This window comes from Glaciecola sp. HA4-3, from assembly GCF_055693685.1.
Genome location: NZ_CM146340.1, coordinates 1,701,482 through 1,727,714 on the forward strand (window position 1 = coordinate 1,701,482; position 26,233 = coordinate 1,727,714).

Genomic DNA, 26,233 nt, shown 5'->3' on the forward strand with positions numbered 1-26,233 from the left:
TATTCAATTGACGAATACTGAACTATAAATTCGTCCTTGCTACGGAGTCCATGATGGAAAGAGAAGTAATGGAGTTTGACGTTATTGTTGTTGGTGGTGGTCCTTCAGGTCTATCAACCGCCATAAAACTAAAACAACTGGCCAATGAGAATAACCAAGAACTTAATATTTTAGTACTTGAAAAAGGCTCAGAAATTGGAGCCCACATTCTATCAGGTGCGGTTTTTGAACCAAGAGCCCTAAATGAATTAATTCCTAATTGGCAAGACTTAGGCGCGCCGCTAAACACAAAGGTAAGTGGCGATCATATCTACTTATTAAATAATGAAACCAAGGCGACAAAGCTACCCAACATGATGACGCCTAAAACCATGCACAACGATGGTAATTATATTGTTAGTATGGCAAACATGTGTAGATGGTTGGCAGAACAAGCCGAAGGCCTTGGTATCGAAATCTATCCTGGCTTTGCAGCAGCGCAAGTTCATTATAACGATGCAGGTCAAGTCGCTGGGGTAATTACTGGTGATATGGGCGTATCAATAAACGGCGAACAAAAAGACGCGTATATGCCTTGGAATGTTGCTAACAGCAAAATACACCGTGTTTGCTGAGGGTTGCCGAGGTCATCTTGGTAAAAGCTTAATTGAGAAGTTTGAACTCGACAAAGACGTTAGTCCGCAACATTATGCCATTGGTTTCAAAGAGATTTGGGATGTACCTGCTGAGCAACATCAAGAGGGATTAGTCGTTCATACGGCAGGGTGGCCCTTGAATGATGCCACAGGCGGTAGCTATTTATATCATGCTGAAAATAATCAAGTGTTTGTAGGGCTTATTGTTGACCTAAACTATGAAAATCCTCATTTAAGCCCTTTTGATGAGTTTCAAAAGCTAAAGCATCATCCGGTGATCGCAAATACGCTTAAAAATGCAACGCGTGTTAGCTATGGTGCAAGGGCAATTGCAAAAGGTGGTCTTCAATCTCTACCGAAAATGACATTCCCAGGCGGCATGATGGTTGGGTGCAACGCAGGTACGCTCAACTTTGCTAAAATCAAAGGAAATCATACCGCAATGAAATCAGGAATGATTGCGGCAGAAACACTTTTTGATTTACTTGATGAAACCAAAGACGTTATCGACCCCATTGATTATGCGGAAAATTTCAAACGTTCATGGGTATATGACGAATTATATCGTTCACGGAATTTTGGCCCTGCTATACATAAGTTTGGTAACTTCTGGGGAGGTGCTTATAATACCTTGGATCAAAACTTTTTTGGAGGTAAATTACCTTTATCCATAAGCGATACAACACCTGACCATGTCACACTTAAACCAGCAGCAAGTATGCCAAAATTTGACTACCCAAAACCTGATGGCGTACTAAGTTTTGACAAGCTATCTTCAGTATTTTTATCAAATACGAACCATGAAGAAGACCAGCCTTGTCATCTTCAATTAAAAGACCCTGCTCTTCCCATTAGTTTTACTTTGGAGAAGTTTGATGAGCCTGCTCAACGATATTGCCCAGCTGGAGTATACGAAGTGGTAGACGAAGCAGATGGCAGCAAACGTTTTCAAATTAATGCACAAAACTGCGTACACTGTAAAACCTGTGACATTAAAGAGCCCAGTCAAAATATTCAATGGGTAGTACCAGAGGGCGCTGGCGGTCCTAACTATCCAAATATGTAGAGCACAATGATGTTAATCATCCAAACAACACATATTAACTCTAAGGACTAGCGTAATTATGGTCTGCCCTTTGCACTATCAGCTATTTGCGCAGCGTGATCCTAATGCACCAAAGGTGGTGCTCATTCACGGTCTTTTTGGTAGTGGTGATAATTTAAGTATTATTAGGCGAGCACTTGAGTCCGACTACACAGTTATTAACATTGACTTGCCTGACCATGGGAAAAGCCCTAGAACGACTTCTTTTTCATTTGAGTTATACGCAAGGTTAATTAAAGAAACGCTTAATAGCCTTGGAATCGATAAAGCAAGTTTTGTAGGACATTCTTTAGGTGGTAAAGTCGCTATGTTCTTAACATCGATGTATCCAAATATCGTCGAAAAGCTTGTTATACTGGATATTGCACCTGTCGCTTATAATGCCCGACATGAAAACGTTATCAATGGCTTAAATGCGGTTGACTTGAACCAGATAAAAACAAGAAAAGACGCTCAAGATGCAATGGCAAAACATATTAATGACGCGGGGACAATCGCTTTTTTATTAAAAAGTTTGTTTGAAGACGAATCTGGTTGGCAATGGCGCTTTAACCTATCACTGTTAATCGAACAATACGACAAACTTTCTGATTGGCCTTTAGCGGGCAAGTTGGTGTTTAATAAAATCGTGCTTTTTATTGTCGGTCAAAATTCTGATTATGTTACTAGCGAACATCAAGACACTATAATGACGCAGTTCCCGCAAGCAAAAGCAAAATTTGTACAAGCAGGACATTGGCTTCACGCAGAAAAGCCACAAATTGTTAACAGCTTAATTACAAAGCATTTACGTGGTGAGTAAAGTTAACACCTTAGTATAGGTTTTAAGCCAAAACTTGCTGATTTTTGCGGGTTTTATGTTAGACTCTGCGCAAATTTTTTATTGGTTTTGCTTATGTCACCAGAAACATTTCAACAAGTCGAATCGATCGTATTAAATATCACGCTAGTCGGACTTTTTGGACTTATGACGTATGCGGTGCATGACGTCATGAAAAAAAATGATGTACCAAAAATAGGCCGTTTTGTTGCTTATGGTGTTTTAGGCTTAGGAGCCTTGGGCTTTGTAGCAAAAGGCATAATACAAATATTTTATCTATCCTCTGGTGTATAAATTTAGTTTCTGTAGCTAGAAACAATTGGAGTATTGTAATGGCAAGTGTTGGTTTGTTTTTTGGCAGTGATACAGGTAATACCGAACATATAGCCAAAATGATTCAAAAAGAATTGGGCAAAGACCTAATTGATGTTAAAGATATCGCTAAAAGTACCAAAGAAGAGATTGCTGAATTTGATTTGCTCATGTTTGGTATCCCAACATGGTATTATGGAGAAGCACAGTGCGACTGGGATGACTTTTTCCCCGAATTAGAAGAAATCGATTTTGAAGATAAACTAGTTGCGATTTTTGGATGCGGCGACCAAGAGGATTATGCTGAATATTTCTTGGATGCAATGGGTATGGTTAGGGATATTGTCGAGCCCAAAGGTGCAATATTAATTGGTGCATGGCCGACCGAAGGGTATGATTTTGAAGCATCCAAAGGGATGTCTGATGATGATCATTTCGTGGGTCTGGGAATCGATGAAGATAGACAGCCTGAGCTGACTGATGAGCGTGTCAAAGCGTGGTGTAAACAAATTCAAGAAGAAATGTGCCTTAGCGAATTATAAACTTAATCGGCGCTTAATTTTAAAAGCTAGCAAAAATGCTAGCTTTTTTTATGGGTCTTGTAATATCAAATATGACAAGATCGTATGCCATAAGTTAGTCCCAAGCACTTGCCTTATATTTGTACATAGTGCTATGTTTACCTTTAAATAATAACAATAACACCATGGAGTGCTTCATATGCACATGCCTTTGAGTAAAATTTTATGTGTTGTCGCTATCAGCATTGGGCTTGTCCCAATCGCGCAATCAAGTCTAGTAATGAAACCTACCTATTCGAAAGACCTTGATTACCAAATCGAGATGCTAAATGGTGACTATGACACCAGCGTCACTCGCCCGGAAGACATACTAGGCTTTCCAGTTGGTCAGCGTGTTGCCTCACCCACTTTAATCAACTAAGGCAATCAACACATGGGCAAATGAAACAAATAAAATGAAAGTTGTTGAGTATGCTAAAAGTCATGAGGGACGCCCGCTATTTGCTCTATTTATTACCAGCCCTAGCAATTTAGCTAAACTTGATAATATCCAAAGTAACTTAGCACAATTAGCAGACCCTCGTGACACGTCCGATGCACAAGCTCAAGAAATTATTCAAAGTCTTCCTGCAATAGCATGGATGGCGTATTCGATTCACGGAAATGAGACTTCAGGCGCGGATGCCGCCATAGCAGCGATTTATCATCTCATTGCTGATAAGAGTGAACAAAATGCAAGTATGCTCGAAGATATGGTTATTGTTATCGACCCACTAATGAACCCTGATGGCAGAGACCGTTTTGCAAAGTCGTTAGAACAATATAGAGGGACTGCGCCCAATGTAGACGACCAATCCTTGCTACACAGAGGAGACTGGCCTTATGGAAGAACCAACCACTATTTGTTCGATTTAAATAGAGATTTTTTCTACTTAACACAACCCGAAACAGTCGGTCGTGTTGAGTTGATCAATAAATGGCGTCCTCAGTTAATGATTGATGGTCATGAAATGGGGCCGCAAGACACCTATCTAATGGGTCCCCCTAGAGAGCCACTAAATAAGAACATTTCACCAAGCGTTCAAGACTGGGCAAAAGTATTTGCAAATGACCAAGCAGCCGCTTTTGACCAAGAAGGTTGGAGATACTACACCGGAGAATGGTTCGAGAACTGGTATCCTGGTTATTCAAACTATGCGGAGTATCGTGGCAGTGTGCATATTCTATATGAACAATCACGTATGGCTGAAGATGGTGTTAGACGTCCAGAAGGAACCGTACAGACTTATTTAGAATCTGTTCATCATCAATATGTGAGTACTTTGGCAAATCTAAGAACATTGCAAGTGAACTCTAAAGCAATGTTTGAAGACTATTTTGAAGATCGGAAAATGTTAGTTTCGAAAAAATCTCCCTTTGCCGACAAGACTTTTATTATCCCTAAAACGGATAATCATACTCGCCTGCACACACTTGCCGAAAAGCTCTTAGCGCAAGATATTGAAGTTAAGGTGACCACAAAAAGCAAGAAAATCAGCAACGCTATCAATCATTTTGGTTTGGATACAACAATTAACTTGCCCAAGGGCAGCTTAGTCATTGTTAATCGACAGCCAGAAGCAAGATTATTGTCTGCTATTATGGAGTTTGACTCTGCGCTTCTGCCTGAGGTGATTGAAAAAGAAAGACAACAAGTCCTGCGAGAAGGACGTTCAATCATGTATGACACATCTGCATGGAACCTTACCATGATGTATGGCTTAACTGCCTATACCCTTAATAATGAATTAACAAAAGATACCGAGCCGTACAAAGCGCCAACATCAGTTGATAATAGTATCAACAAGGATGCAATTGCTTGGTTGGTAGATGGAGAAGATGATAAGTCAGTCGCTTTTGCAGCGCGGTTGATGGAAAGAGGTGTCTATGTCCGAGTTATTGATAAGGCATCTGAGTTTAATAACATTACATTTAACCGCGGCACGGTTGCTGTCACTATTACAGATAACCTAAATAACGAAGAGCTCATATCGTTAATTAGTCTCAGTGCACAGGAGCTAAATCTACAATTACATTCTATCACTCAAGGATTAGGGCAAGGAGAGCTTCCAGATTGGGGCGGCGACCATTTTGTACTGCTAACAAAGCCTCAAATTGCTATTGCAACTCAAGATGGCACCAGTGGTCTTGATGCAGGAAGAACATGGTGGAGCATTGATACTAATCTTGGTATTCGACATAGTCATTTAGATGCTTCAGCTCTTGGTTTTGCAGACTTAAGACGCTACAACACAATCATCATGCCATCTAGGCGTCAACTTAGCGATAGCGCGCTGAAACAATTAATGACTTGGGTTGAGCAAGGCGGCACCTTAATTACCCACGACCGCTCAAGCGCTTTAGTGGCAAAACACAGAGAGTCAGGTAATGTACAAATCGTAGATGATATGCTTACCGATGCAGACAAATATAATATCGCACTGCAGCGAAGATTATTGTCACGCAAGCCGGTGTCTTCAGATAAAGCATTATTTGATTCGCGTTTAAGTACCGATGTAACTTATCCATGGGATGACCTTGGAAAACCATTAAGCAAGGAAGACCTTAAAAAGCGTAATGATTGGCAAAGACTGTTTATGCCAGCAGGCGCTATGGTCGCAGGAGATGTTGATACCAAACATTGGCTAAGCTTTGGCACGCCGAGTGTTTTGCCATTGTTATATCGTAACCAAAGTGTACTAATTGCTAATCAAAATGCTGAGTCTGTAGTGTCGGTCGGAGTATATAAATCAATTGATGAAGAAATCGAACTAGAGAATTATGTCAGTTGGTATGCACTTCCTAAAGATCAACAAATTCATGTACGCATGAGTGGGCTGTTATGGCCAGAAGCCGCCCAACGCATTGCAAACTCTTCTTATCTTACAAGAGAGCGCGTTGGTATGGGACAAATTATTATGTTCTCGGGTCAACCTAACTTTAGAGGTGCAAGCATTGGCACAAATCGCCTTTTATTAAATGCGATGATCTATGGACCCGGATTTGGGACACGTTACAATATCGATTTATAAGTCATTTTCATTAACGAAAAAGGTCCTTATGGGCCTTTTTTTATGAGTTTAACTTAAACTTTCCGACTGCGTCGCGCAGACCTTGCATGTGTATCCCTATCTCATGAGTCGCATCATTAGACGCTTGGGTACTTAATGCACTTTCCTGACTTAACGAAACAATAGTATTTAATCGTGTGACCACGTTATCAAGCAATGCATCTTGATTTTGAGTATCACACACGATATTAGAATTCACCTGCGCTAGACTTTCAATAATAGTTTTTATTTCTGTGACCTGTGTAGTGACTTCATTGGTGATTTCAACGCCACGCTGCACTTGCTCTGACCCTTTTGTCATTGCATCTACAGCTTTACTGGAATCTTGCTGCAAACTAATGATCATTTTTTCAATTTCTTCAGTCGAGTTATGAGTTCTGTTTGCTAAGGTCCTTACTTCGTCTGCTACTACCGCAAATCCTCTTCCCTGCTCTCCTGCTCTTGCCGCTTCGATTGCAGCATTTAGGGCTAATAAATTAGTTTGCTCGGCAATGGTTTTAATCACATCCAAGATACCGCCAATCTTATTACTATTTTCACCTAAGCGGTTCACAATTGTAACGCTTTGTTGAGCTTGCATCGATTGCTCATTTACTTGTTCCAAACTTTGTTTGACCAAATTTACTACCCGTTCACTTTGTCCAATCGCAAGCTCTATTTTACTGTCTGCTTCTTGGATTTGACGCATGTTCGACTTACTTGTCTCTTGCACTTGTTGGGTGTTATCAGACGTTGCTCTAATTTCGTTTTGTTGCTCGTCAACTTGTGCCAAAGATTTGTCCCCTTGCTCAATGCTGCGCATAGTGACAACTGATAAGTTTTCTTCTTTCTCGTTGATACTCCCGATTAAGGTTTGTAGGGATTGAATCAGCTTATTAATGTTTTTAGATAATTCAGAAAATTCGTCATTTCCTTGTTCACTTAATTGGCGAGTCAAATCACCTTGAGATAAAACCTTCAACCGTCGATTTACTCTGTTTAGTGGCTTAGCAATGCTTCTGGTGGCGATAAACGCAAGCGTGCCAGTGGCAATTAATCCAATGAAAGAGATTACAACGCTTTTGATAACATTGCTTTGCACTGACGCCAGAATATTTTCTTGACCGTCTAATGCGTCCTTGTTTACCGACTCAGACAGTGAATCTAATGCGATAAGGCTATTGTTAATTGCGTCATTACTTTGTATCCGAAGCGAAGACATGGTGGACTGAAGGTCTAACATTTGGTTTTTAAGAGCAAAGACCCCTCTTTCACCTTGAAGCGTTTTTTGTAGTGCCTCAAACTCGCTCGCAAAGCTATCTAAAATGCCATCATCGTTTATTCCATCTGCTAATCGTTTGGCAAAATCATAATCCACTTTGATATTACTTAAAACGTAACCAATATTTTCTATGATAAGCTCGACGCTTTCCCGATCATCAGTAATACTTAGCTCTTTGAGGTTTGACATCATATTGCCTAACTTATTATCGATGTTCGTTGACATACCAATTAAGCCTTCTAGATCTCTTTCGTCTCCCTCTAAAAAGGTTAAATCCAACATCAATGCGCTAGCTTCATCAGCTTGATCTAAACTTAAGGCTAAGGCCTTTTGCAACTCGATTTCGTCTGTTATATACAAGCTTTTGTTTTCAAACATCTGACGACTAGCACTGAAATAGGATAAAGAGTTTTGTTATGCCTTATCCAAAGGTGTTTTGTTTTGACCACTAACAAGCGCTCTGAGTTTATCGACGCCAATATCAAAATTCTCACTGAGTATTTCAAACTCATTTTGACTGTTGCTTAATCGTTGTTGTTCTTTTTCAAAATAAGCATTGGTCGTGATCCTAGCCATATTAAGGACAATTTGATTAATACTAGAGGCTTCGCGTTGCACAGGCATTTTTTCAAATGCTACTTGCTGGGCGGATGATTTTATTTCATCTAAGCCCACATAGGACAATATACTGGTGATCACTAACAAAAATGCCAATGATGAAAACCCTATGACCATTTTATTGACCACAGTAAATCGAAAAGAAGAATTGTGTTTCATGTTAGCGTTTAATACCCAGAGCAATGTTTAAGCAATTGCGAAATAAAATTTATATTATTATTACGGCTAATACTGTTAAATCTTTAAACATGTCTTATAATAATTGCAATTGCTATAACAAAGACTTGAGCGCATGGACCAAAATAAAGAATTAAAAAAAGCCGGCCTAAAAGTAACGCTTCCTAGAATCAAAATCTTAGAGATTTTACAAGATCCGAAAAACCAACATATCAGCGCTGAAGATGTCTATAAAATTTTAATTGATATGGATGAAGAAATAGGCCTTGCGACCGTATATCGAGTACTTAATCAATTTGATGATGCGGGGATCCTTAACCGCCATCACTTTGAAGGCGGCAAGTCTGTGTTTGAGATTAGTCACAAAGACCATCACGATCATTTAGTGTGTTTAAAATGTGGTAAAGTCGTCGAATTTGAAGATGATACTATTGAACAAAGGCAAGAAGCTGTCGCAGAAGCCCATGATATGAAACTGGTTAATCACAGTTTGTACCTTTATGGTGAATGCAACAAACAAGACTGCGAAGATTATGCTGATGACGAATAACGCTTCAATAACATAAATGATATTCACAGCCTCAACTTTTGAGGCTTTTTTATTGCGAAAACTTATGTTTGTTATAAGCAGCCTGCGCATTTTTGTACATAGCGCTCAGGTTGTCCGAGGCCAACACGCTGTTTATCAATTTGTACTACAGGGCCGACTTCTTTACTCGATGATGTAATCCATATTTCATCTGCCATTTTTAGCGTATCAATGTCGAAGTATTCTTGTTTTAATTCAGCAATATGCTCTTGTTCAATAGCTTCAATAAGAATATGGCGTGTGATACCCGGTAGAATATGATTGTCTAAAGGTGGTGTATAAATGACATCGTCTTTTACCATAAATACATTACATGCCGCCGCTTCTGTCACTATGCCTTTTTCGTTATATAAAATGACTTCATCGGTACCTCTTTCGACGCCTTGCTGATAATGCAACACATTACCTAAAAGGGAGGTGGATTTAATATGACAGCGCTGCCAACGAAGATCTAATTCAGTCGACACGGTATAAGTCTTAATGCTACTGGACGATAAATCTTGTGAGTATGGGATTGTAAATGCGTATGCAAAAACTGTCGGTTCAATATTACTGGGCATTGCATGATGACGTGTTTTATCAGCTCCCCTACTGACATGAATGTATACTGCATTTGATTTGGAATCATCTTGACTAATCAGCTTCGCAACTATTTTTGACCACTGATTTATATCAACTTCAAAAGGTAAATTAATCTGTTTTAAACCATTTTCCATACGTTGCAAATGTTGTCTCAAACCAACAGGCTTTTTGTCATAACACGGAATTACTTCATAAATACCGTCGCCAAAAAGGAAACCTCTGTCCATAGGTGAAATTGAGGCTTTGTGTTGTTCAATAAACTCACCATTTAGATAAACTAGCATTGTCTTTCATCCTTTTTGTTAAGCAAATAGCATCGTGTTTTCTTTTGCCAACCTGAGCAAGGCCTGCTTTGCCAATTCATAATTGACCATATTATTTTGCATAGCTGTCGGCGTAAATCTGACAAATTGCCCCGGTTTTGTTTGCGCTAAACTTGCCAACGCCATTTTACTTATCGCACCAATAATGGGGTATCCACCAATAGTTTGGCGATCATTTCTCATGATGATTGCTTGTCCATCCCCTGAAATTTGAACACTACCATTGCTAATACCTTGCGAATAAAGCTGATTGACCGAACAACTTATCGGTAAACCAGATAAACGCACACCCATTCGGTCACTATATTGACTAATTTGATACTCTTGCGCAATAAAACGCGCTCGTTGTGTGTGACTAAACAAATGAGTTTGATATGCGCTGCTTATTTCTAAGTCAATACAATCACTATCAAGTGATGCAATATGAGACAACAAAACTGGGGCAATACTAATTTGATTTACGGCGCTTGCTAAATGCGTTTTATTATTTTTATGTCTACAACTGTCTTGTGTCACTTTTGTATTGATCGTGTCGCCGTTTTGTAAACTCTCACCTTTATACTTTAATCCACCTTTTTGTTCACGCAACACGCCACATACACTATTGGCAAATAAAGGTAAGTCTAGTGGACAAGAAAACGCTATATAGTTACCAATACCTAGAGTAGTCTCAATAATTGATATACTCTGCCCTTGCTCGATATAATAGGGCCTGTTTAGCTTAATGGGTTTATCATCAAGGTATATTGAAGCATGTGCACCTGTTATACAAAAGACGCAACTTTGCTGAACAACACAAGCAAAATTTCCATGTAACACTTCAATACAAGGCGCATTTAAAGTATTAGCACAAAGCGCATTTGCCAAATAAAATGATATCCAATCAAGCGCGCCAGACTGACTATATCCTTGACTTTGAATGTGTGTTCTACCTTCATCTACACAGCTTGCAAACAATCCTGCTTTAGTGATTGTTATCATCTTTAATCCAATGCACTTTGTTCAATTAACGTAAAAAACTCAAATGAACTTATTTCTTGAAAACGAAGCTTCGCACCCGCTTCAATTGATTTCACCTTTCCAAGCTCAACCGGAGTATATGCAATGATATTCCAGCCGTCAGGCGACACTTTCGGGTAAATCGCGGTTTGACGATCAGCAATTGCCACCGCCCCTGCCGGTACCTTGGTGCGCGGCGATGCTAACCTTGGCATCGATAAACTAGCATCAAGCTCGCCCAAATACGCAAAATCGGGCATAAACCCAATTGCAAACACGTGATATTCAGGTTGACTATGGCGTTTGACAACCTCTGATTTAGATAAATTTGTGTGCGCAATAATCTTCGCCAAATCGTTTGGATAGTCTTGATTGCTTAATTCATAACAAATGGGGATCTCAATCGCTTCTTGGACGCAACTAGCGTTTGAATGTTTTGTTTGTTCAAAAAGGAACATCAATTGCTCAAGTATTTTGGTTTGATTATGCTGCTCAATCCGACACTCAAGTAATAAGCTCTGGTAGGCAGGCACAGCATCTATTAACCAATTCGGCTTAACACTAATAAGCTGTTTATATACTTGACTGATCACTGCATTTTTTTGATAGATATCTGCAAATAACGGACTTTCTTCTACACTCACGATATAAGCACTTTCACTTACTTGCGTAAGTTGAGCATATGAGCCCAGTGAGATACCTTTTACCGGATTAAGCTGCATCTATTTTGCTACGAAGCGCCTTGCATAAGCTAAGCGCAGTATGGTTATCTGAATGCACACAAAGCGTAGTTGCATGCAATGGTATAGGCTGTCCAGTATTACTTAGCACCTGTTGATGATTTATTATGCTATGAGCTTGCTCAATTGCATCCTCATTTGTTAATACTGCGTGTTTGTTTCCACGAGGCATTAACAAGCCGTTTTCTAAATAAGCTCTATCCGCAAAAGCTTCAAATTCTAGCGTGACGTCATATTGGCTAGCGAGCTTTCTGTGCTTATCATTGCTGGGCAAAGCTTGAATACAAACTGCTATATCTTTTTTGAATTGGGATGCAGCAATTAGCACTTGTTCGTAAAGTTTGTCGTCTTTCATCATGTCATTGTACAAAGCCCCATGAGGCTTGATAAAGCTAACTGCTTGCCCATAAAGCCCTGCTAAACCGTCTAGTGTAGCTACTTGAGCTTGAATAATGGCGACAAGTTCATCCTTAGCAAGTTGCATAGACCGGCGCCCGAACCCTTGCAAATCTGGGTAGGAAACATGTGCTCCAATAACTACACCATTGGCTGCCGCTAATGCAATCGCGTTTTTCATCGTCATTGCATCACCTGCATGATAACCACAAGCAATATTTGCTTGGTCAATTAATGGCATCACTTTTTCATCATTGCCCATTTGCCAAATTCCGTAGCTTTCACCCAAGTCTGCATTTAAGCTTATCATTTAACTCTCACTGTGTGGTTAGGACTTTGTTATACTAGAGTTTTAGTACTATTAATGATACCAAGATGCTTAAATTAGGCCAACGAAATCAACTCATTGTTAACGATATTTATCCCATGGGATACGAGCTTGCTATAGTAGGTGACGAGCAAGCTCATAACATTTTGCTAAAAGAGTTAGATGTAATATACCAGATTGGTGAAACGCTAGAGGCCTTTGTTTATACACAAGCTGATGGACAGTTGCTTGCCACACAGCAAACGCCATTAGTAAAAGATCAAGAGTTTGCAGCACTTTTAGTTACTGGTGCGAGCGAGCATGGCTATTTTTTTGATTGGGGAATCAAACCCGATTTATATTGTCCTGTAACTCAAGCTCACAGCCCGCTCAATGAATCCGAATCTTACGTCGTAAAACTCATTACTGACAGAAACAACAAACTTATCGCAACAACCAAAATAGAACGCTTTTTAACAGACGCGATAAATAGTGACACCCTGAAAACAAATCAAGCGGTCAAATTACTAATATATGCACAGACACCGCTTGGTTATAAAGCTATTGTCGATAATAAATACAGTGGTTTACTCTACAAAAATGAACTCATCGCCTCTGTTAGAATTGGACAGCAGATAGATGGCTTTGTCAAAACTATCCGCGAAGATGGTAAGCTTGATTTATCCTTACAAGCTACTAACCGAAACGCTCGAAAAACATTAGAGCAAACCATTATCGAAGATTTAGAATCACATGATGGTATTTCCTCGCTAACAGACAAAAGTCATCCACAAGAGATATTTGCACGGTTTAAAGTTAGCAAGGGCGCTTATAAAAAAGCCCTAGGCACGCTATATAAACAACAAAAAATTAGAATTTCTAAAGAAGGTATTTTTCTACTTTAGACAATATGACAACAAAGAGGTTTACATGAAAGCAACCGTAAATTGGATTCCTAGTAACGATGGCTTAGCGTTTGATGGCGAGATGGACGACGGTAAGCGTCTTCATTTAGATGGCTCAGGAAATGCGTTATCTCCCATGCAAGCAGTTTTAATAAGCGTCGGTGCATGTTCAAGTGTTGATGTTGTTGAAATCATGAGAAAAGCCCGTCAAACACTTGATTCGTGTGTATGTGAACTTGAAGCAAAAAGAGCGGACGAGGCGCCTCGGGTTTTTGAGAAAATACACGCTCATTATTTGGTTAAGGGAAGTAATATTAAATTGAAACATCTGGAAAGAGCGGTACAACTTTCAACACAAAAATATTGTTCAGTCATGCTAATGTTGCATAAGCAAGTCGAAATAACCACCAGTTTTGAGGTGCTCGACTAGTTAAAATATAAGGCATTGATTAACAATCATGATTAATTTAAAGCGACTCCTAGGGCTATCTGTAACTGGATTAATGATTTTCGTATCTGGTATCTATATCGGTATGCATTATGAGAAGTCCGTTGTTTCACAAGTCATTATTAATCCACAAACCAGTCTACTTTCACAAGAAAATGACTCATTCGAGAAACCCTCTTCAGGTGCTCAGGCACAGCTCGGTTCGCCTCAATTGCTTTCATACACCTCGAAAACGAACCCTGCTGATGAGGAATTATTTGCCGAACAAAACACACAAACAACGCCAGCACACCCATTAACGGGTTCGCAAGATACACTTGCTTTATTGAGTTTTTTATTGGAATTAACGTCGTCTGAAGATGAGTCTTCACTGCATTATTACGGCGAAACAATTGATATGATTAAAAAGTCGATTGTTGATAACCCTGAAAACTTAAGCTTAATGATTGAGCAATTCATGTTGGCAGATGGTGACTCAAGTGCTCCTTTTTTTATCGTCAATATTCTTCAGCATAGTAACATTCCAAACAAGCAACAAGTTATGACAGACTTAGCCGACAGGCTTATTGCGCAAGGTAGTACTGCTGCTAACGTAAAACTACTTAACCTTGCTTCTAACACATCAATAGGGCAACAAAACCCTAGAGTAACTCAAGCGATTGTTGATATTGCTATGTATGACCAATCCGATAGGCATAACCGCCTTTATGCACTAGATTTATTAAAACCCTACCAACTAGACCCACAACAAAAAGATGCCGTGCTAAATCAATTATCGCTCGACCTTTCTAATGCCAATGATGAAACAAGAGCAACTTACATTGAAAGTATCATGCGATTTAGTGATGCACAAAGTCAGCAAGAATATGCGACGCGTTATTTACAAAACAATTATGATCTGCAATCTAGACTGGCGGTTATTGGCTCTATTCATTCTGGTGACTTAAAGACCAATAGTGAGCTTAAAGCGCAGTTGATCACCATAGCACAAAATGAGAATGATGCACTACAACCACATGCGAAGCATGTATTGCTATCGAGTTTTAACGTTTCAAATGAAGAGTATCAGTCACTTAGTCTAGACTAATAGCATTACTCATCTTCGTTTTGCTTATCTATAAGCGCTTTATCAAGTTGCTTATTGGGTGTAACGCCTAGCTTTTTAAAGCTTTCTGCTTGTGATAGCAAGTTACCTCGCCCTTGCGAAAGCTTATTCATTGCTAGTGTGTAATTTTTATCAACCTGCTCAATTGAGCGACCTATTTTTTGCATGTCATCAACAAACCCAGCAAACTTGTCATACATACCTTTTGCTTTATCTGCGATTTTTTTAGCATTTTGATTTTGATATTCGTATTGCCAAATATTATTAATGGTTCTAAGTGCAACTAGCAGATTAGTAGGGCTCACCAGCATTATTTGATTATCCATTGCAAGCTTGATCAAGCTCTGGTCGCTTTCTACCGCATTTAAAAACGCTGACTCAATAGGAATGAACATCAATACATAATCCAAGGTTCGCAGTCCTTCTAAGTCTTGATAATCTTTTTTGCTTAAGCCTTTGATGTGACCTTTAATTGATGCAACATGTTCTTTTAATGCAAGTTGACGTTCATTCTCATCTTCTGCATTCATAGCCTTATCGTGTGCCACTAATGAAACCTTTGAATCAATAACAATATCTTTGTCGTTTGGTAAATGCACAATAACATCTGGTCGATAAGCTTTTCCTTGTGCATCGCTTAATTGCTTTTCCATCTCGTATTCGTGGTCTTTACGAAGACCTGACTGTTCAAGGATTCGTGCAAGTACTACCTCACCCCAATTTCCTTGCTGTTTATTATCCCCTTTTAAGGCATTGGTTAATGCTGCCGCTTCTTGGGTGATTTGCTGATTTAGGGTCTTAAGGCCAAGTATTTCATTTTTTAACGCTGCTCTTTCTTGACCTTCTTTTACATATTGGTCATTGATTTGCTTTTTAAAATCATCAATTTGATTCTTTAAAGGAGATAGCAGTTGATTAAGGCCAAGTTCGCTATTTTTAACGAATTTCTCTGATTTTTGCTCGAAGATTTTATTGGCTAAAACTTCAAATTGATCGTTAAGTTTTTTCTCAGCATTGTTTAACATAGAAAGTTTTTCATCAAATGAGACCCTTTCTTGTTTCATACCAGCTTGTTGTGATTCGTAGCTCGCCTTCAAATCTGTATATTGAACTTGTAATTCGTCTAAACGAGTTTGCAACTCAAGCTTAAGTGTTTTGATTTCCGCTAATTGTTTCGATTGTTCACCAAATGCCCCCAAACTTCGCTCAAGTTCGGTTATTTTAGCTTGCTTATGTTGTAGCTCACTGTTGAGCTTCTCAAGACTAGCGTCACTTGTTAGCTTAATTTGTTCGACTTGTGTCATCTGTTGCGCTAACTGTTGCTCCAACAGCACTATTTGGTTTTCTAAGCTTTGAGTATGCTTTGCATTTTCAAACTCTGTTGATTGCTTTTGAGCAAGCATAGATTGTTCAACAGTCTTTAATTTAGCCCTAAACACTACAAGTCCCATAATCACAAGAAACATAAGTACAATGGCAGTTGCTATAGTATGAGGCATACTCAACCACGATAAAAAATATGTTACATCAAAGAATGGGGATTCGGACATGGGGCTTTACTACTCTTTTATTATTGTTATCAATTAAATGGGTGGCTCTTTTTACATTAGCCACCCTGTTAGCACCTACCTTTTAGCACCTATAAATGCACAGCCTTATTTACTTAGGGCTGAATCAAGATCCTCAATTTTTGCCTTCCAAATAGCAGGGCCTGTTTCATGCGCATTCGCTCCTGTGCTGTCAACCGCGACTGTCACAGGCATATCTTCTACTTCAAATTCGTAGATTGCTTCCATCCCTAAATCTTCAAACGCTACTACACGTGATTTCTTAATCGCTTTTGATACTAAATAGGCGGCTCCGCCTACTGCCATCAAGTACACCGCTTGATGCTTAGCGATACTCTTGACGGTGGCAGGTCCGCGTTCAGCTTTACCAATCATGCCTATCAAGCCTGTCTCTTCTAACATTAGGTCGGTAAATTTATCCATTCTAGTCGCTGTAGTCGGTCCCGCTGGGCCCACAACTTCACTGCCAACAGCATCGACAGGTCCAACGTAGTATATAAACCTATTTGTTAAATCGACCCCTTCTGGTAAGCCTTCGTTATTTTGCATCATGGTTTGAATACGTTTATGGGCGGCATCTCTACCGGTAAGCATCTTGCCACTAAGCAGCACTGTTTCGCCTACTTTCCAATCTTTAATATCGTCTTTTGTTACTTCATCTAGATTCACTCTACGCACATCTTCTCCCACTTCTCAGGTGACTTTTGGCCAATCTTCTAGCTTAGGAGGTGTTAAATCTGCAGGACCCGAGCCATCTAGATAAAAATGTGCATGGCGTGTTGCTGCACAATTTGGGATCATGGCAATTGGTTTAGAGGCCGCGTGTGTAGGCACCGATTTAATTTTTACATCGACCACCGTTGTTAGACCACCAAGGCCTTGTGCGCCGATGCCTAAGGCGTTGACTTTGTTATATATATCAACTCTTAATTTCTCTTCAGTTGTTTCTGGACCGCGAGCAATTAACTCTTGGATGTCAACTGGATCCATCAAGCTTTCTTTAGCAAGAACAGCAGCTTTTTCAGCCGTACCGCCAATGCCCAAGCCTAACATTCCAGGCGGACACCAACCAGCGCCCATTGTGGGCAAGGTTTTAACAACCCATTCGGCAATGTCATCGCTAGGGTTTAGCATTACCATTTTAGACTTATTTTCTGAACCGCCCCCTTTAGCGGCAATCATGACTTCTACTTTGTCGCCTGCCACCATATCTAAGTGGACAACCGCAGGAGTATTGTCTTTTGTATTGATACGTTTGCCAGCAGGGTCGCTTACAATCGACGCTCTAAGCGGATTATCTGGATCTAAATAAGCACGTCTTGTACCCTCGTCAACCATCTGTTGAACGGTCATATCTGTTTTGTCCCATGTGACCCCCATACCCACTTTTACAAAACAGGTAACAATACCAGTGTCTTGGCATAGAGGACGTTTTCCTTCGGCAGACATTCTAGAATTAATGAGGATTTGAGCCATTGCATCTTTTGCCGCTTTACTTTCTTCCTTCTCATATGCAGCTTCTACGGCTTTAACATAGTCTAGTGGGTGATAATAAGAAATAAATTGCAATGCATCTTGGATACTGTCAATTAGGTCTTGTTGACGAATTACGGTCATATGATCCTCGTAAAATGAAATGTGGTGAAAGCTTTGTGAGATAAGTATACTACTCTCAAAATTTGTTTCTACCAAACAATCCAATCAGGACTTTAGTAGGTAAACAAAATTGTGATTGATTAGATAAGTAGTTAACTAGTGACTTTTAAACTGAATATTCAGATTATAGAACAAACAAATTATGAGACACTGATGCAGGTTGTGTCTCAACACCAGCATAAACCTTGGACACTACTATTAGATAGTTGCCAGCAAGTCCATTTGGGCGCTAGATTTGACATATTCGTGGCAGACCCTTCCCTTTGTTATGAGTTTAATCACAAAGCACACCATATCACGATAAATGACAGTAAATTTTCTGCCATAGACAAGGAATTTCCCCCCAAGCAAAGTCCATATGCTGTTATTAGTGAAATTCAACAAGCCTTTTCTGACTATATCGATATATCACAAGCCTACGACTACCCTGAGTTACCGTTTGTATTAGGTAGCATTGGTGCTTTTGCATACGATACTAATATATATACCGACAACATTATCGATGGTAATCCTCAACAGTATGAATTACCCGACATTAGCATTGGTTTTTATCGAAATGCGCTCATTTTTGATAATGAATCTCAGCATGCGTACATTTGTTACACCGACGAGCAATGGTTAAGCAATATAAAAAATGAAATAACTGCCAAAAATAATATCCTTGAAGTTGAAGATAGCGCCATCGCTACGAATACTGAATTTATGATTGGCAGTGACTGGCGTTCAAATATTCAAAAAACTGACTATTTAAACAAAATGGAGAAAATCGATCGTTATTTGCGCAATGGTGATTGTTACCAAGTCAACTTTGCTCAACGTTTTAGTAGTCAATTTTCAGGATGCGAATGGTCATTGTACCAATACCTTAGCACAAAGAACAAAGCGCCATTTTCTAGTTTCATGCGTTTGCCAAATGCTTGTATTTTAAGCGTGTCACCCGAACGTTTTTTACATGTTAAAGATAAGGTGGTTGAAACAAAACCAATTAAAGGCACTCGCAAGCGCTCAAGTGATCCAATTTTAGACAAACAACTCGCGAATGATTTGCTAAACGCAGAAAAAGATAAAGCGGAAAACTTAATGATTGTCGATTTATTGCGTAATGATTTGTCCAAGCACTGCTTGCCTGGGACAGTTGAAGTGCCTAAGTTGTTCGCATTAGAATCTTACCCAGCAGTACATCACTTAGTCAGTACAGTCACCGGTATATTGAAACCAAGTTCTTCATTGTTTGACTTACTTGGTGGCGCTTTTCCAGGGGGTCGATTACTGGGGCGCCAAAAGTACGCGCCATGCAAATAATTCAAGAATTAGAAAAAGACAAACGCGCGATTTACTGCGGCAGTATTGGATATTTTGGCTTAAAAGGTGATATGGATACTAATATTTGTATCAGAACTGTTTTAGTAGAAAACAAGACGCTCTATTGTTGGGCTGGTGGCGGCATCGTGCTTGATTCTCAGGCAGAAGATGAATATGAAGAAAGTTTTCATAAGGTATCTAAGATAATCCCTGCCTTATCAAAAGGTCGCTACGTTACCCAAAACGGGAGTACACAAAACAAGGATGTAAGTACTCATGAAAGTGAATGAGTTTATCAGCGCATTTAATCAACATTGGCGCGTACCTGAAAATAAGTCTGAGCCCTTTGCTGATGCTACGCGTCGTGCAGCAGTATTGATTTGCTTACACGAGGTCGAGGATAAGACTCGCGTAATTCTTACCACGCGCGCAAGTCATCTAAAGCATCATGCAGGGCAAATCAGTTTCCCAGGTGGAAAAGCAGAAAGAATGGATAATGACATTATCCAAACGGCTTATCGCGAAGCCCATGAAGAGATAGGCCTTAACACCGATAATTTATTGCTCTTAGGGACATTGCCCGATTACAAAACAATTAGCGGCTTTGCAGTGACTCCGGTTGTCAGTTTCTATAAACAAACACTAGATTTAGACAATGATTTAATTAAAGACCCTAACGAAGTGGCTGTTATTTTTGACGTCCCATTAGAATATTTAATGGAACGCAACAATTATCATCGTGAAATAATTCGTCGTGAAAATAAAGAATTTCCCGTATACTTTATTCCATATAAAGACAAAATGATTTGGGGTGCGACGGCTGGCATGCTATCGATACTTCAATCACACATAAAAACAGGTAGTGAAAATATAGGCTAAGTTTGCTTATTGTTTCTTGCTTCATCGCCTGTATATAACAATAAAAGGTGATGTATGATCAGCGTTTTTGACATGTTTAAAGTTGGCGTTGGCCCCTCAAGCTCTCATACCGTTGGCCCCATGCGAGCGGCGTTGGAGTTTAGTAATTTACTTGCCAAGCAAAGTCTTATCGAGCAGGTAAGTCATGTTACCACAGAACTATTCGGCTCTTTAGGCCAAACTGGAAAAGGCCATGGTACTGGCAAAGCCGTTATTCTTGGTTTAATGGGTTATTCACCAGAAAACGTGCCCGTTTTGCAAGTCGATGCGATGCTCAAAGCGGTGGAACATGATCAAGAGTTGGCGTTATTAAATGCACATAAAATAGCCTTCCCTTCTACTGGCGCCATTGTATTTCATAGGCGAAAAACCCTGCCAAAACATGCTAACGGAATGACGCTTTTTGCATACAATAATAATGAACTAGTGTTATCCGTTACATATTACTCAATTGGCGGTGGGTTTATCGTTGAAGATAGTCAATTTGAGGCACAGAAAAATGAAGCTTTTGCACAAGCGCAAATGGATGCCCCTTATCCTTTTTCAACCGCGAACGAACTGATTCAGATGTGTAAAGAGGATAGTATTCGTGTTAGCAGTTTGATGTTACAAAACGAAAAAATGTTAGTGTCTGAAGCCGAAGTCAGGGCAAAACTTGTCAATATATGGGCTGTGATGCAAGAGTGTATTGATAATGGCATTAATACTGAAGGCATCTTACCAGGAGGTTTAAAGGTGCATCGACGAGCTCCAGCTCTTTTTGCTCGATTACAAAATGAACAAAGTAACGACCCTATGCTTGTGATGGATTGGGTTAATCTTTATGCACTTGCCGTTAATGAGGAAAATGCGGCTGGTGGGCGCGTGGTGACGGCTCCTACCAATGGGGCGGCAGGCATCATACCCGCAGTCATGAGCTATTATCATAAATTTATTAGACCAATGACAGATGACACCGCATGCAGATTTTTATTAACTGCTGCCGCAATTGGTATCCTTTACAAAAAGAATGCATCTATCTCTGGAGCTGAAGTTGGTTGTCAAGGCGAAGTGGGTGTTGCTTGTTCGATGGCCGCAGGAGCCCTTACTGAAGTATTAGGCGGTTCGGTTGACTCGGTTGAAAATGCAGCTGAGATTGGAATGGAACACAATTTAGGACTAACGTGTGACCCAGTCGGCGGACTAGTTCAAGTTCCTTGTATCGAGCGCAACGCCATGGGGGCAATTAAAGCGATTAATGCCTCGAGACTGGCCTTAAGGGGCACTGGCAATCACAAAGTTTCATTAGATAAAGTAATCAAAACTATGTGGGATACTGGTAACGATATGAAAACAAAATATAAAGAAACCGCAAGAGGTGGTCTTGCTGTCAATATTATAGAATGTTAAATACGACCCAGGCTATCATTAAGCTTTTGAAGGGATATATCGATGATAGCCTGAGGTTTGCTATTTAACGGGTAAGGTTAGATCCTTAAACATCGTTTCAAGGTCTTTATTATTTTTTTGCATCATTGCTCGCTCTACCACATCCTTAGTCAGGTGTGGCGCAAAGCGCTCAATAAATTCATACATATAATTCCGTAGGAATGAGCCTTTTCGAAACCCTATTTTCGTTGTGCTGTAATCAAACAAATGACTCGCATCTATTTTAACTAAATCACTATCAAGCTCATCATCAACGGCCATCGAAGCAATAACGCCTACTCCTACGCCCAAACGAACATAGGTTTTAATCACATCCGCATCCGTCGCAGTGAAGACAATTTTAGGCTCTAGACCTGCTGCATTAAACGCACGATCTAATTCTGAACGACCTGTAAAGCCAAACACGTATGTCACTAATGAATATTTCGCAAGGTCTTGAATACTAAGGTTGGCTTTTTTGGCTAAAGGATGATCTTTATTGACGATAATCGACCTATTCCAGTGATAACAGGGCAACATGACTAAATCGTTATATAAGTGCAATGATTCTGTTGCAATAGCAAAGTCGGCCTCCCCTTTTGCAGCTAAATCGCTGATTTGAGAAGGTGTACCTTGATGCATGTGCAGCGAAACCTTGGGGTATTTATTCATAAAGCCATTTATCACGTCAGGCAGCGCATAGCGTGCTTGTGTGTGGGTAGTCGCTATATTAAGTTTACCTTGGTCTGGCAAAGTATGTTCGCGAGCGACTGCTTTAATACTTTCGACTTTAGCTAATATCTCCCGCGAGATGTTAATAACTTCTTTGCCTGCCTCTGTCACATGTGTCAAATGCTTACCACTTCGACCAAAAATTTGAATCCCTAATTCATCTTCAAGCATCCTAACTTGCTTACTAATGCCTGTAGTTGAGACGTATATAAGTTTTCAGCCGTAGCAGAAACGTTCAAATTATTGTTTAAAACCTCAACAATGTAGCGTAGTTGTTGTAATTTCATTTAATCCCTTAGGTAATTGTTTGCCGGCATTAGGTATAAATATCAAAAACCAATATTTTTTTAAGCTCATCTGATGAACTGCCGATATGGTATATATACTAATTATGATGAATTTTTCAGGCATTCCAAACTTTTTTTATAAAAGTTACAATTTAGATGCAAACAACAAGGCATTAGGCAGCATGAACGAGCAATTAGAACAGAGCGTTGACACTGAAGATATATTTGATTTCTCGTCAGTAATGGCTGTTGCAATCCATGATATGAAAAACTCACTTAGTCTTTTGATGCAATCGATTGAAAAAGTGAGCGAGCTTATTCCTAAAGACAGTGAAGATGCAATAACGGGCATTAATAGTGTTTACTACGAAGCTAACCGCATGAACACGACCTTAGTGCAGGTTCTATCTTTATATAGAGCTGAATTAAGTGCCCTGCCCATCAATATAGACGAGTGCTTTTTAAGCGACTTAATTGAAGAGATTGTCGAAACAAAGCATGGATATTCCCAAGAAAATAACCTTAAGGTCAATGTGAATGTCGATGATGATTTGTCTTGGTACTTAGATAGAGAATTAGTTCATCTTTTGATTCACGACGTACTAATAAATTCCATTCGCTATGGCGCGACTAATATAGATATAAGTGCTGAGGTTGTTAACGAACAACTTGTGTTGGAAGTAAAAGACAACGGGCCAGGTTATCCACAAGAAATGTTAGATATGTCTCAAGTGAAACTGAGTAATATTTGTATATCTGAGGGTCGAACAGGCCTAGGATTGTTCTTTGCTAGAATGATTGCAAACACGCATAAAAATAATGGGCTAATTGGCTCTATTCATTTATCTAATGACCACGTCAATGGCGGCAGTGTGTTTAACTTAACACTGCCATAAGCTGCTTATTTTATGACTTATACTATCATTATTATCTTGATTGCATTTTTAATCGTTTGTGGCATCGCTGCAACCGCTGTGCAACAACATAATGAAAGAAAGGCTGCCGAAAAACGCGAAGAAATTACTCGCCAAAAAACAGTATTTGAAGACACTGAGGATGCTCTATCTGCTGCAAAACATATGCCCGTTTCCAAAGCATTAATGAGCATCTTACGAAAACGCTCCCATTATGCGCTAAACAAAATATACGAACATAACCCAAATGCTGATATAAAAAATAAACTCGATGAAATTAAAGTATCGATAACAGACATAGACCCAGCTGAAGAAATGCCAAATCATGAAGTATTTAAGCTGCCTAAGACTGATAAAATTATCATCAAATATATTCAGGCTGTCAAAAAACTTCGCATGATGTTGAAGTCAGAACATATAAAAAATAACATTAGTCGCGAACAGTACTTCAAAGAAGACAAAGCACTTGAAACCTTGCAGCTTAGAGTTAATGTAGAGACATTACATAAACGTGCAAGCGACGCTATATCAAGTAATATGCAAGGTTCTGCTAGGCAGTATGTAGAAAAAGCGCTTACGGCAATTAGTAAGCACAAACCTCAATCAGACTATACAAAACGTAGAAAAGCAGAATTAGAGGAAATGGGAAAGAGTCTTGTTAGCTCTGTCAAAGACAGCAACTTGGCAAGAATCGCGGCAGAAAAAGCGCAAGAAAGAGAAGACATTGATTCTTTATTTGCCCCTAAGAAAAAGTGGTAGTGTTTGCTTTGAGCTGAACATGCTCAAGAAATACTTTGGCTGAACTTGAAAGCTCATCAATTTTAGTTAACACAATACCGACTTCCTTCGACAATTTGAGATCTGATATTTTCATACACTTTAAGCCCTTCGCTTCCATCTGATCAGTACAGATTTGAGGCACTATGGCTATTCCCAAATTACGCGCAACAAGTTGACCAATGGTAGCTAATTGACTGGCTTCAGTAATTATATTAACCCTTACACCTGCTTGTAAAAACGCATCATCAAGCCATTGGCGTATACTCGACTCTCTGTTCATCGCTATCATTGGATAGTCTTTAATGTCATCTAGTTTGACATGCTCCTTATAAAATAACGGGTGTTGTGACGAAAGCACCAAGCAAAACTCGTCATTAAATAGTTTGATAAAATTAAGTCCGTGCAAATTTTCTGGTGCAAATACAAAACCGAGTTCAGCGCGTTGAGCCTTTACATTTTCAATCACTTTTTCCATGATGACATCTAAAACACGTAAGGAAATATTCGGATAGTGTTGATGAAACCCTTCAAGTAACTGGGGTAAGTGTCCCTCAGCAAATGCCGGCATCGCAGATACAATTAAATTACCTTGCTGCGCACTAAACTGCGCTTTTACATCACTAATCACATTTTCGTATTCTGCAATTAGGCGTTTAGCGTGTGGCAAAAAAACCCGTCCTTCTGGTGTTAAATCAACACGACGGGTGCTGCGACTAAATAGCTTCCCACCTAATTGGGCCTCAAGTGTTTTAATTGCAGAAGACAGAGCAGGTTGAGACACGAATAATTTACCTGCTGCATCGGCAAAAGTGGCAGAGTCAGCCACTTCAATGAATGCTTTTAAGTTCTTAAATGTCACCAAAATGATATTCCTAAGCGTAAAAAAACGCTTTCATTATTAGATTTTATTTATTAATTGCAACATAAAATTGATTTTACATATTAAAAAGGATGTTCAATAATTAAGCTATATTCAAGGTTCTGATTAATGCTAAAGGAGCAAATAATGGCTGGTTTTAATAAAGTCGTCACAAGCTACGAAGACGCTTTGCAAGGTCTAGAAGATAATATGACTGTGATTGCGGGTGGTTTTGGACTATGTGGTATACCCGAAGGCTTAATTGCACAAATAAAAAAAATGGGGTCTAAAGGGCTCACAATAGTGTCTAACAATTGTGGTGTAGATGGTTTTGGCTTAGGAATTTTGTTAGAAGACCAACAGGTAAAGAAAATGGTCTCATCATATGTTGGTGAAAACGCGTTGTTTGAAGAGCAACTGCTAAACGGACTATTAGAAGTAGAATTAACGCCTCAAGGTACATTAGCTGAAAAGATGCGGGCTGGTGGTGCAGGCATACCTGCATTTTATACTGCAACGGGTTACGGTACCCCCGTTGGTGAGGGCAAGGATGTTAAAGAGTTTAATGGCCGACCTTATATTTTAGAGCCTAGTATCACAGGTGAGTTTGCCATAGTAAAAGCTTGGAAAGCAGATCGTTTTGGTAACTGTGTTTATAGGCATACTGCTATGAATTTTAATCCAATGGCTGCAACTGCTGGCACCATTACTGTTGTTGAAGCCGAAGAAATTGTTGAACCAGGTGAATTGGAACCTAGTCAAATTCATACCCCAGGTATATATGTTGATCGAGTCATTAAAGGTAGCTTTGAAAAACGAATCGAACGTAAAGTATTGGCAAAGGAGGCACAGTAGTC

Annotated in this window: 22 protein-coding genes and 4 pseudogenes; 16 read left to right on the top strand and 10 right to left on the bottom strand. The window is 39.5% G+C overall.

The window, feature by feature from the left end; genetic code table 11:
* Positions 1-53: 53 nt before the first annotated feature.
* From ACZ1G6_RS08085 to ACZ1G6_RS08110, 6 genes and pseudogenes are all read left to right on the top strand, one after another.
* Positions 54-1,701 (top strand): annotated as a pseudogene (locus ACZ1G6_RS08085) (electron transfer flavoprotein-ubiquinone oxidoreductase).
* Between the two features lie 58 nt (positions 1,702-1,759).
* On the top strand, positions 1,760-2,542 hold the full coding sequence (locus tag ACZ1G6_RS08090; RefSeq protein WP_472618813.1) for an alpha/beta fold hydrolase: 783 nt from the start codon (positions 1,760-1,762) through the stop codon (positions 2,540-2,542).
* A gap of 93 nt (positions 2,543-2,635) precedes the next feature.
* Entirely contained in the window at positions 2,636-2,854 is a 219-nt protein-coding gene (locus ACZ1G6_RS08095) for a DUF2788 domain-containing protein (RefSeq protein WP_472618814.1), read from the top strand.
* Positions 2,855-2,892: 38 nt separating this feature from the next.
* Complete coding sequence (fldA, locus tag ACZ1G6_RS08100; protein WP_472618815.1) at positions 2,893-3,414, top strand: flavodoxin FldA; 522 nt, start codon at positions 2,893-2,895, stop codon at positions 3,412-3,414.
* A 190-nt stretch (positions 3,415-3,604) separates the two neighbouring features.
* Complete coding sequence (locus ACZ1G6_RS08105) at positions 3,605-3,814, top strand: hypothetical protein (protein WP_472618816.1); 210 nt, start codon at positions 3,605-3,607, stop codon at positions 3,812-3,814.
* A 34-nt stretch (positions 3,815-3,848) separates the two neighbouring features.
* The gene (locus ACZ1G6_RS08110; protein ID WP_472618817.1) at positions 3,849-6,464 is read left to right on the top strand and encodes a M14 family metallopeptidase; all 2,616 of its coding nucleotides are present in this window, start codon (positions 3,849-3,851) and stop codon (positions 6,462-6,464) included.
* Between the two features lie 40 nt (positions 6,465-6,504).
* Here ACZ1G6_RS08110 and ACZ1G6_RS08115 read toward each other — a convergent pair whose 3' ends face one another.
* Positions 6,505-8,142, bottom strand: a complete 1,638-nt coding sequence (locus ACZ1G6_RS08115; protein WP_472618818.1) for a methyl-accepting chemotaxis protein — start codon at positions 8,140-8,142, stop codon at positions 6,505-6,507.
* 36 nt (positions 8,143-8,178) lie between these two features.
* Positions 8,179-8,541 (bottom strand): MCP four helix bundle domain-containing protein, encoded by a 363-nt coding sequence (locus ACZ1G6_RS08120; RefSeq protein ID WP_472618819.1) that lies wholly within the window; start codon positions 8,539-8,541, stop codon positions 8,179-8,181.
* Positions 8,542-8,674: 133 nt separating this feature from the next.
* Here ACZ1G6_RS08120 and fur point away from each other — a divergent pair, with 133 nt between their 5' ends.
* Positions 8,675-9,109: a ferric iron uptake transcriptional regulator gene (gene fur / locus ACZ1G6_RS08125; protein WP_472618820.1), complete on the top strand. Its 435-nt coding sequence runs from the start codon at positions 8,675-8,677 to the stop codon at positions 9,107-9,109.
* Between the two features lie 71 nt (positions 9,110-9,180).
* Here fur and ACZ1G6_RS08130 read toward each other — a convergent pair whose 3' ends face one another.
* The 4 genes from ACZ1G6_RS08130 to ACZ1G6_RS08145 are packed head-to-tail and all read right to left on the bottom strand — an operon-like array spanning position 9,181 to position 12,498.
* Positions 9,181-10,014 carry an aminotransferase class IV gene (locus ACZ1G6_RS08130; protein ID WP_472618821.1) on the bottom strand — a complete coding sequence of 278 codons (834 nt, stop codon included), beginning with the start codon at positions 10,012-10,014 and terminating at the stop codon, positions 9,181-9,183.
* A gap of 18 nt (positions 10,015-10,032) precedes the next feature.
* The gene (locus ACZ1G6_RS08135; RefSeq protein ID WP_472618822.1) at positions 10,033-11,034 is read right to left on the bottom strand and encodes a 5-oxoprolinase subunit C family protein; all 1,002 of its coding nucleotides are present in this window, start codon (positions 11,032-11,034) and stop codon (positions 10,033-10,035) included.
* 2 nt (positions 11,035-11,036) lie between these two features.
* Positions 11,037-11,774 (bottom strand): 5-oxoprolinase subunit B family protein, encoded by a 738-nt coding sequence (locus ACZ1G6_RS08140; protein WP_472618823.1) that lies wholly within the window; start codon positions 11,772-11,774, stop codon positions 11,037-11,039.
* Complete coding sequence (locus tag ACZ1G6_RS08145; protein WP_472618824.1) at positions 11,764-12,498, bottom strand: 5-oxoprolinase subunit PxpA; 735 nt, start codon at positions 12,496-12,498, stop codon at positions 11,764-11,766. Before ACZ1G6_RS08145 ends, ACZ1G6_RS08140 begins: the two co-directional genes overlap by 11 nt.
* Positions 12,499-12,563: 65 nt before the next feature.
* On the opposite strand from ACZ1G6_RS08145, the gene ACZ1G6_RS08150 reads away from it, so the two are divergent.
* Genes ACZ1G6_RS08150 through ACZ1G6_RS08160 form a run of 3 tightly spaced genes read left to right on the top strand, consistent with a single transcriptional unit; the run spans position 12,564 to position 14,935 of the window.
* Complete coding sequence (locus tag ACZ1G6_RS08150) at positions 12,564-13,400, top strand: CvfB family protein (RefSeq protein WP_472618825.1); 837 nt, start codon at positions 12,564-12,566, stop codon at positions 13,398-13,400.
* 25 nt (positions 13,401-13,425) lie between these two features.
* A complete protein-coding gene (locus ACZ1G6_RS08155) occupies positions 13,426-13,830 on the top strand; it encodes an OsmC family protein (RefSeq protein ID WP_472618826.1) in 405 nt (134 codons plus the stop codon).
* 28 nt (positions 13,831-13,858) lie between these two features.
* Entirely contained in the window at positions 13,859-14,935 is a 1,077-nt protein-coding gene (locus tag ACZ1G6_RS08160; RefSeq protein WP_472618827.1) for a hypothetical protein, read from the top strand.
* A 5-nt stretch (positions 14,936-14,940) separates the two neighbouring features.
* On the opposite strand, the gene rmuC is transcribed toward ACZ1G6_RS08160, so the two are convergent.
* Positions 14,941-16,452 (bottom strand): DNA recombination protein RmuC, encoded by a 1,512-nt coding sequence (gene rmuC / locus ACZ1G6_RS08165; protein ID WP_472618828.1) that lies wholly within the window; start codon positions 16,450-16,452, stop codon positions 14,941-14,943.
* A 156-nt stretch (positions 16,453-16,608) separates the two neighbouring features.
* Positions 16,609-18,138 (bottom strand): annotated as a pseudogene (locus tag ACZ1G6_RS08170) (fumarate hydratase).
* Between the two features lie 192 nt (positions 18,139-18,330).
* Here ACZ1G6_RS08170 and pabB point away from each other — a divergent pair.
* The 3 genes and pseudogenes from pabB to ACZ1G6_RS08185 all read left to right on the top strand — a co-directional run bounded on the left by pabB (position 18,331) and on the right by ACZ1G6_RS08185 (position 21,786).
* Positions 18,331-19,769: pseudogene (gene pabB / locus ACZ1G6_RS08175) on the top strand (aminodeoxychorismate synthase component I).
* Complete coding sequence (locus tag ACZ1G6_RS08180) at positions 19,756-20,358, top strand: CoA pyrophosphatase (RefSeq protein WP_472618829.1); 603 nt, start codon at positions 19,756-19,758, stop codon at positions 20,356-20,358. Before pabB ends, ACZ1G6_RS08180 begins: the two are co-directional and overlap by 14 nt.
* 54 nt (positions 20,359-20,412) lie before the next feature.
* On the top strand, positions 20,413-21,786 hold the full coding sequence (locus tag ACZ1G6_RS08185) for an L-serine ammonia-lyase (protein WP_472618830.1): 1,374 nt from the start codon (positions 20,413-20,415) through the stop codon (positions 21,784-21,786).
* Positions 21,787-21,846: 60 nt separating this feature from the next.
* Here the strand turns inward: ACZ1G6_RS08185 and cysB are convergent.
* Positions 21,847-22,823 (bottom strand): annotated as a pseudogene (cysB, locus tag ACZ1G6_RS08190) (HTH-type transcriptional regulator CysB).
* 104 nt (positions 22,824-22,927) lie between these two features.
* On the opposite strand from cysB, the gene ACZ1G6_RS08195 reads away from it, so the two are divergent.
* Together ACZ1G6_RS08195 and ACZ1G6_RS08200 are read left to right on the top strand one after the other, a co-directional pair.
* The gene (locus ACZ1G6_RS08195) at positions 22,928-23,719 is read left to right on the top strand and encodes a sensor histidine kinase (RefSeq protein ID WP_472618831.1); all 792 of its coding nucleotides are present in this window, start codon (positions 22,928-22,930) and stop codon (positions 23,717-23,719) included.
* Between the two features lie 12 nt (positions 23,720-23,731).
* Positions 23,732-24,496 (top strand): hypothetical protein, encoded by a 765-nt coding sequence (locus ACZ1G6_RS08200; protein ID WP_472618832.1) that lies wholly within the window; start codon positions 23,732-23,734, stop codon positions 24,494-24,496.
* Here the strand turns inward: ACZ1G6_RS08200 and ACZ1G6_RS08205 are convergent.
* Entirely contained in the window at positions 24,480-25,376 is an 897-nt protein-coding gene (locus ACZ1G6_RS08205) for a LysR family transcriptional regulator (RefSeq protein ID WP_472618833.1), read from the bottom strand. The two genes, ACZ1G6_RS08200 and ACZ1G6_RS08205, sit on opposite strands and share 17 nt — an antisense overlap.
* Before the next feature lie 147 nt (positions 25,377-25,523).
* Here ACZ1G6_RS08205 and ACZ1G6_RS08210 point away from each other — a divergent pair, with 147 nt between their 5' ends.
* Positions 25,524-26,231, top strand: a complete 708-nt coding sequence (locus tag ACZ1G6_RS08210) for a CoA transferase subunit A (RefSeq protein WP_472618834.1) — start codon at positions 25,524-25,526, stop codon at positions 26,229-26,231.
* Positions 26,232-26,233: the final 2 nt, after the last annotated feature.

Bases quoted from the DNA above. Each gene is read 5' to 3' on its own strand.
- rmuC (WP_472618828.1), bottom strand. From the start codon at position 16,452: ATGCCTCATACTATAGCAACTGCCATTGTACTTATGTTTCTTGTGATT.
- fldA (WP_472618815.1), top strand. From the start codon at position 2,893: ATGGCAAGTGTTGGTTTGTTTTTTGGCAGTGATACAGGTAATACCGAA.
- ACZ1G6_RS08090 (WP_472618813.1), top strand. From the start codon at position 1,760: ATGGTCTGCCCTTTGCACTATCAGCTATTTGCGCAGCGTGATCCTAAT.
- ACZ1G6_RS08200 (WP_472618832.1), top strand. From the start codon at position 23,732: ATGACTTATACTATCATTATTATCTTGATTGCATTTTTAATCGTTTGT.
- ACZ1G6_RS08140 (WP_472618823.1), bottom strand. From the start codon at position 11,774: ATGCAGCTTAATCCGGTAAAAGGTATCTCACTGGGCTCATATGCTCAA.
- ACZ1G6_RS08150 (WP_472618825.1), top strand. From the start codon at position 12,564: ATGCTTAAATTAGGCCAACGAAATCAACTCATTGTTAACGATATTTAT.
- ACZ1G6_RS08160 (WP_472618827.1), top strand. From the start codon at position 13,859: ATGATTAATTTAAAGCGACTCCTAGGGCTATCTGTAACTGGATTAATG.
- ACZ1G6_RS08145 (WP_472618824.1), bottom strand. From the start codon at position 12,498: ATGATAAGCTTAAATGCAGACTTGGGTGAAAGCTACGGAATTTGGCAA.
- ACZ1G6_RS08130 (WP_472618821.1), bottom strand. From the start codon at position 10,014: ATGCTAGTTTATCTAAATGGTGAGTTTATTGAACAACACAAAGCCTCA.
- ACZ1G6_RS08155 (WP_472618826.1), top strand. From the start codon at position 13,426: ATGAAAGCAACCGTAAATTGGATTCCTAGTAACGATGGCTTAGCGTTT.
- ACZ1G6_RS08120 (WP_472618819.1), bottom strand. From the start codon at position 8,541: ATGAAACACAATTCTTCTTTTCGATTTACTGTGGTCAATAAAATGGTC.
- fur (WP_472618820.1), top strand. From the start codon at position 8,675: ATGGACCAAAATAAAGAATTAAAAAAAGCCGGCCTAAAAGTAACGCTT.
- ACZ1G6_RS08185 (WP_472618830.1), top strand. From the start codon at position 20,413: ATGATCAGCGTTTTTGACATGTTTAAAGTTGGCGTTGGCCCCTCAAGC.
- ACZ1G6_RS08210 (WP_472618834.1), top strand. From the start codon at position 25,524: ATGGCTGGTTTTAATAAAGTCGTCACAAGCTACGAAGACGCTTTGCAA.
- ACZ1G6_RS08115 (WP_472618818.1), bottom strand. From the start codon at position 8,142: ATGTTTGAAAACAAAAGCTTGTATATAACAGACGAAATCGAGTTGCAA.
- ACZ1G6_RS08095 (WP_472618814.1), top strand. From the start codon at position 2,636: ATGTCACCAGAAACATTTCAACAAGTCGAATCGATCGTATTAAATATC.
- ACZ1G6_RS08110 (WP_472618817.1), top strand. From the start codon at position 3,849: ATGAAAGTTGTTGAGTATGCTAAAAGTCATGAGGGACGCCCGCTATTT.
- ACZ1G6_RS08135 (WP_472618822.1), bottom strand. From the start codon at position 11,034: ATGATAACAATCACTAAAGCAGGATTGTTTGCAAGCTGTGTAGATGAA.
- ACZ1G6_RS08195 (WP_472618831.1), top strand. From the start codon at position 22,928: ATGATGAATTTTTCAGGCATTCCAAACTTTTTTTATAAAAGTTACAAT.
- ACZ1G6_RS08180 (WP_472618829.1), top strand. From the start codon at position 19,756: ATGAAAGTGAATGAGTTTATCAGCGCATTTAATCAACATTGGCGCGTA.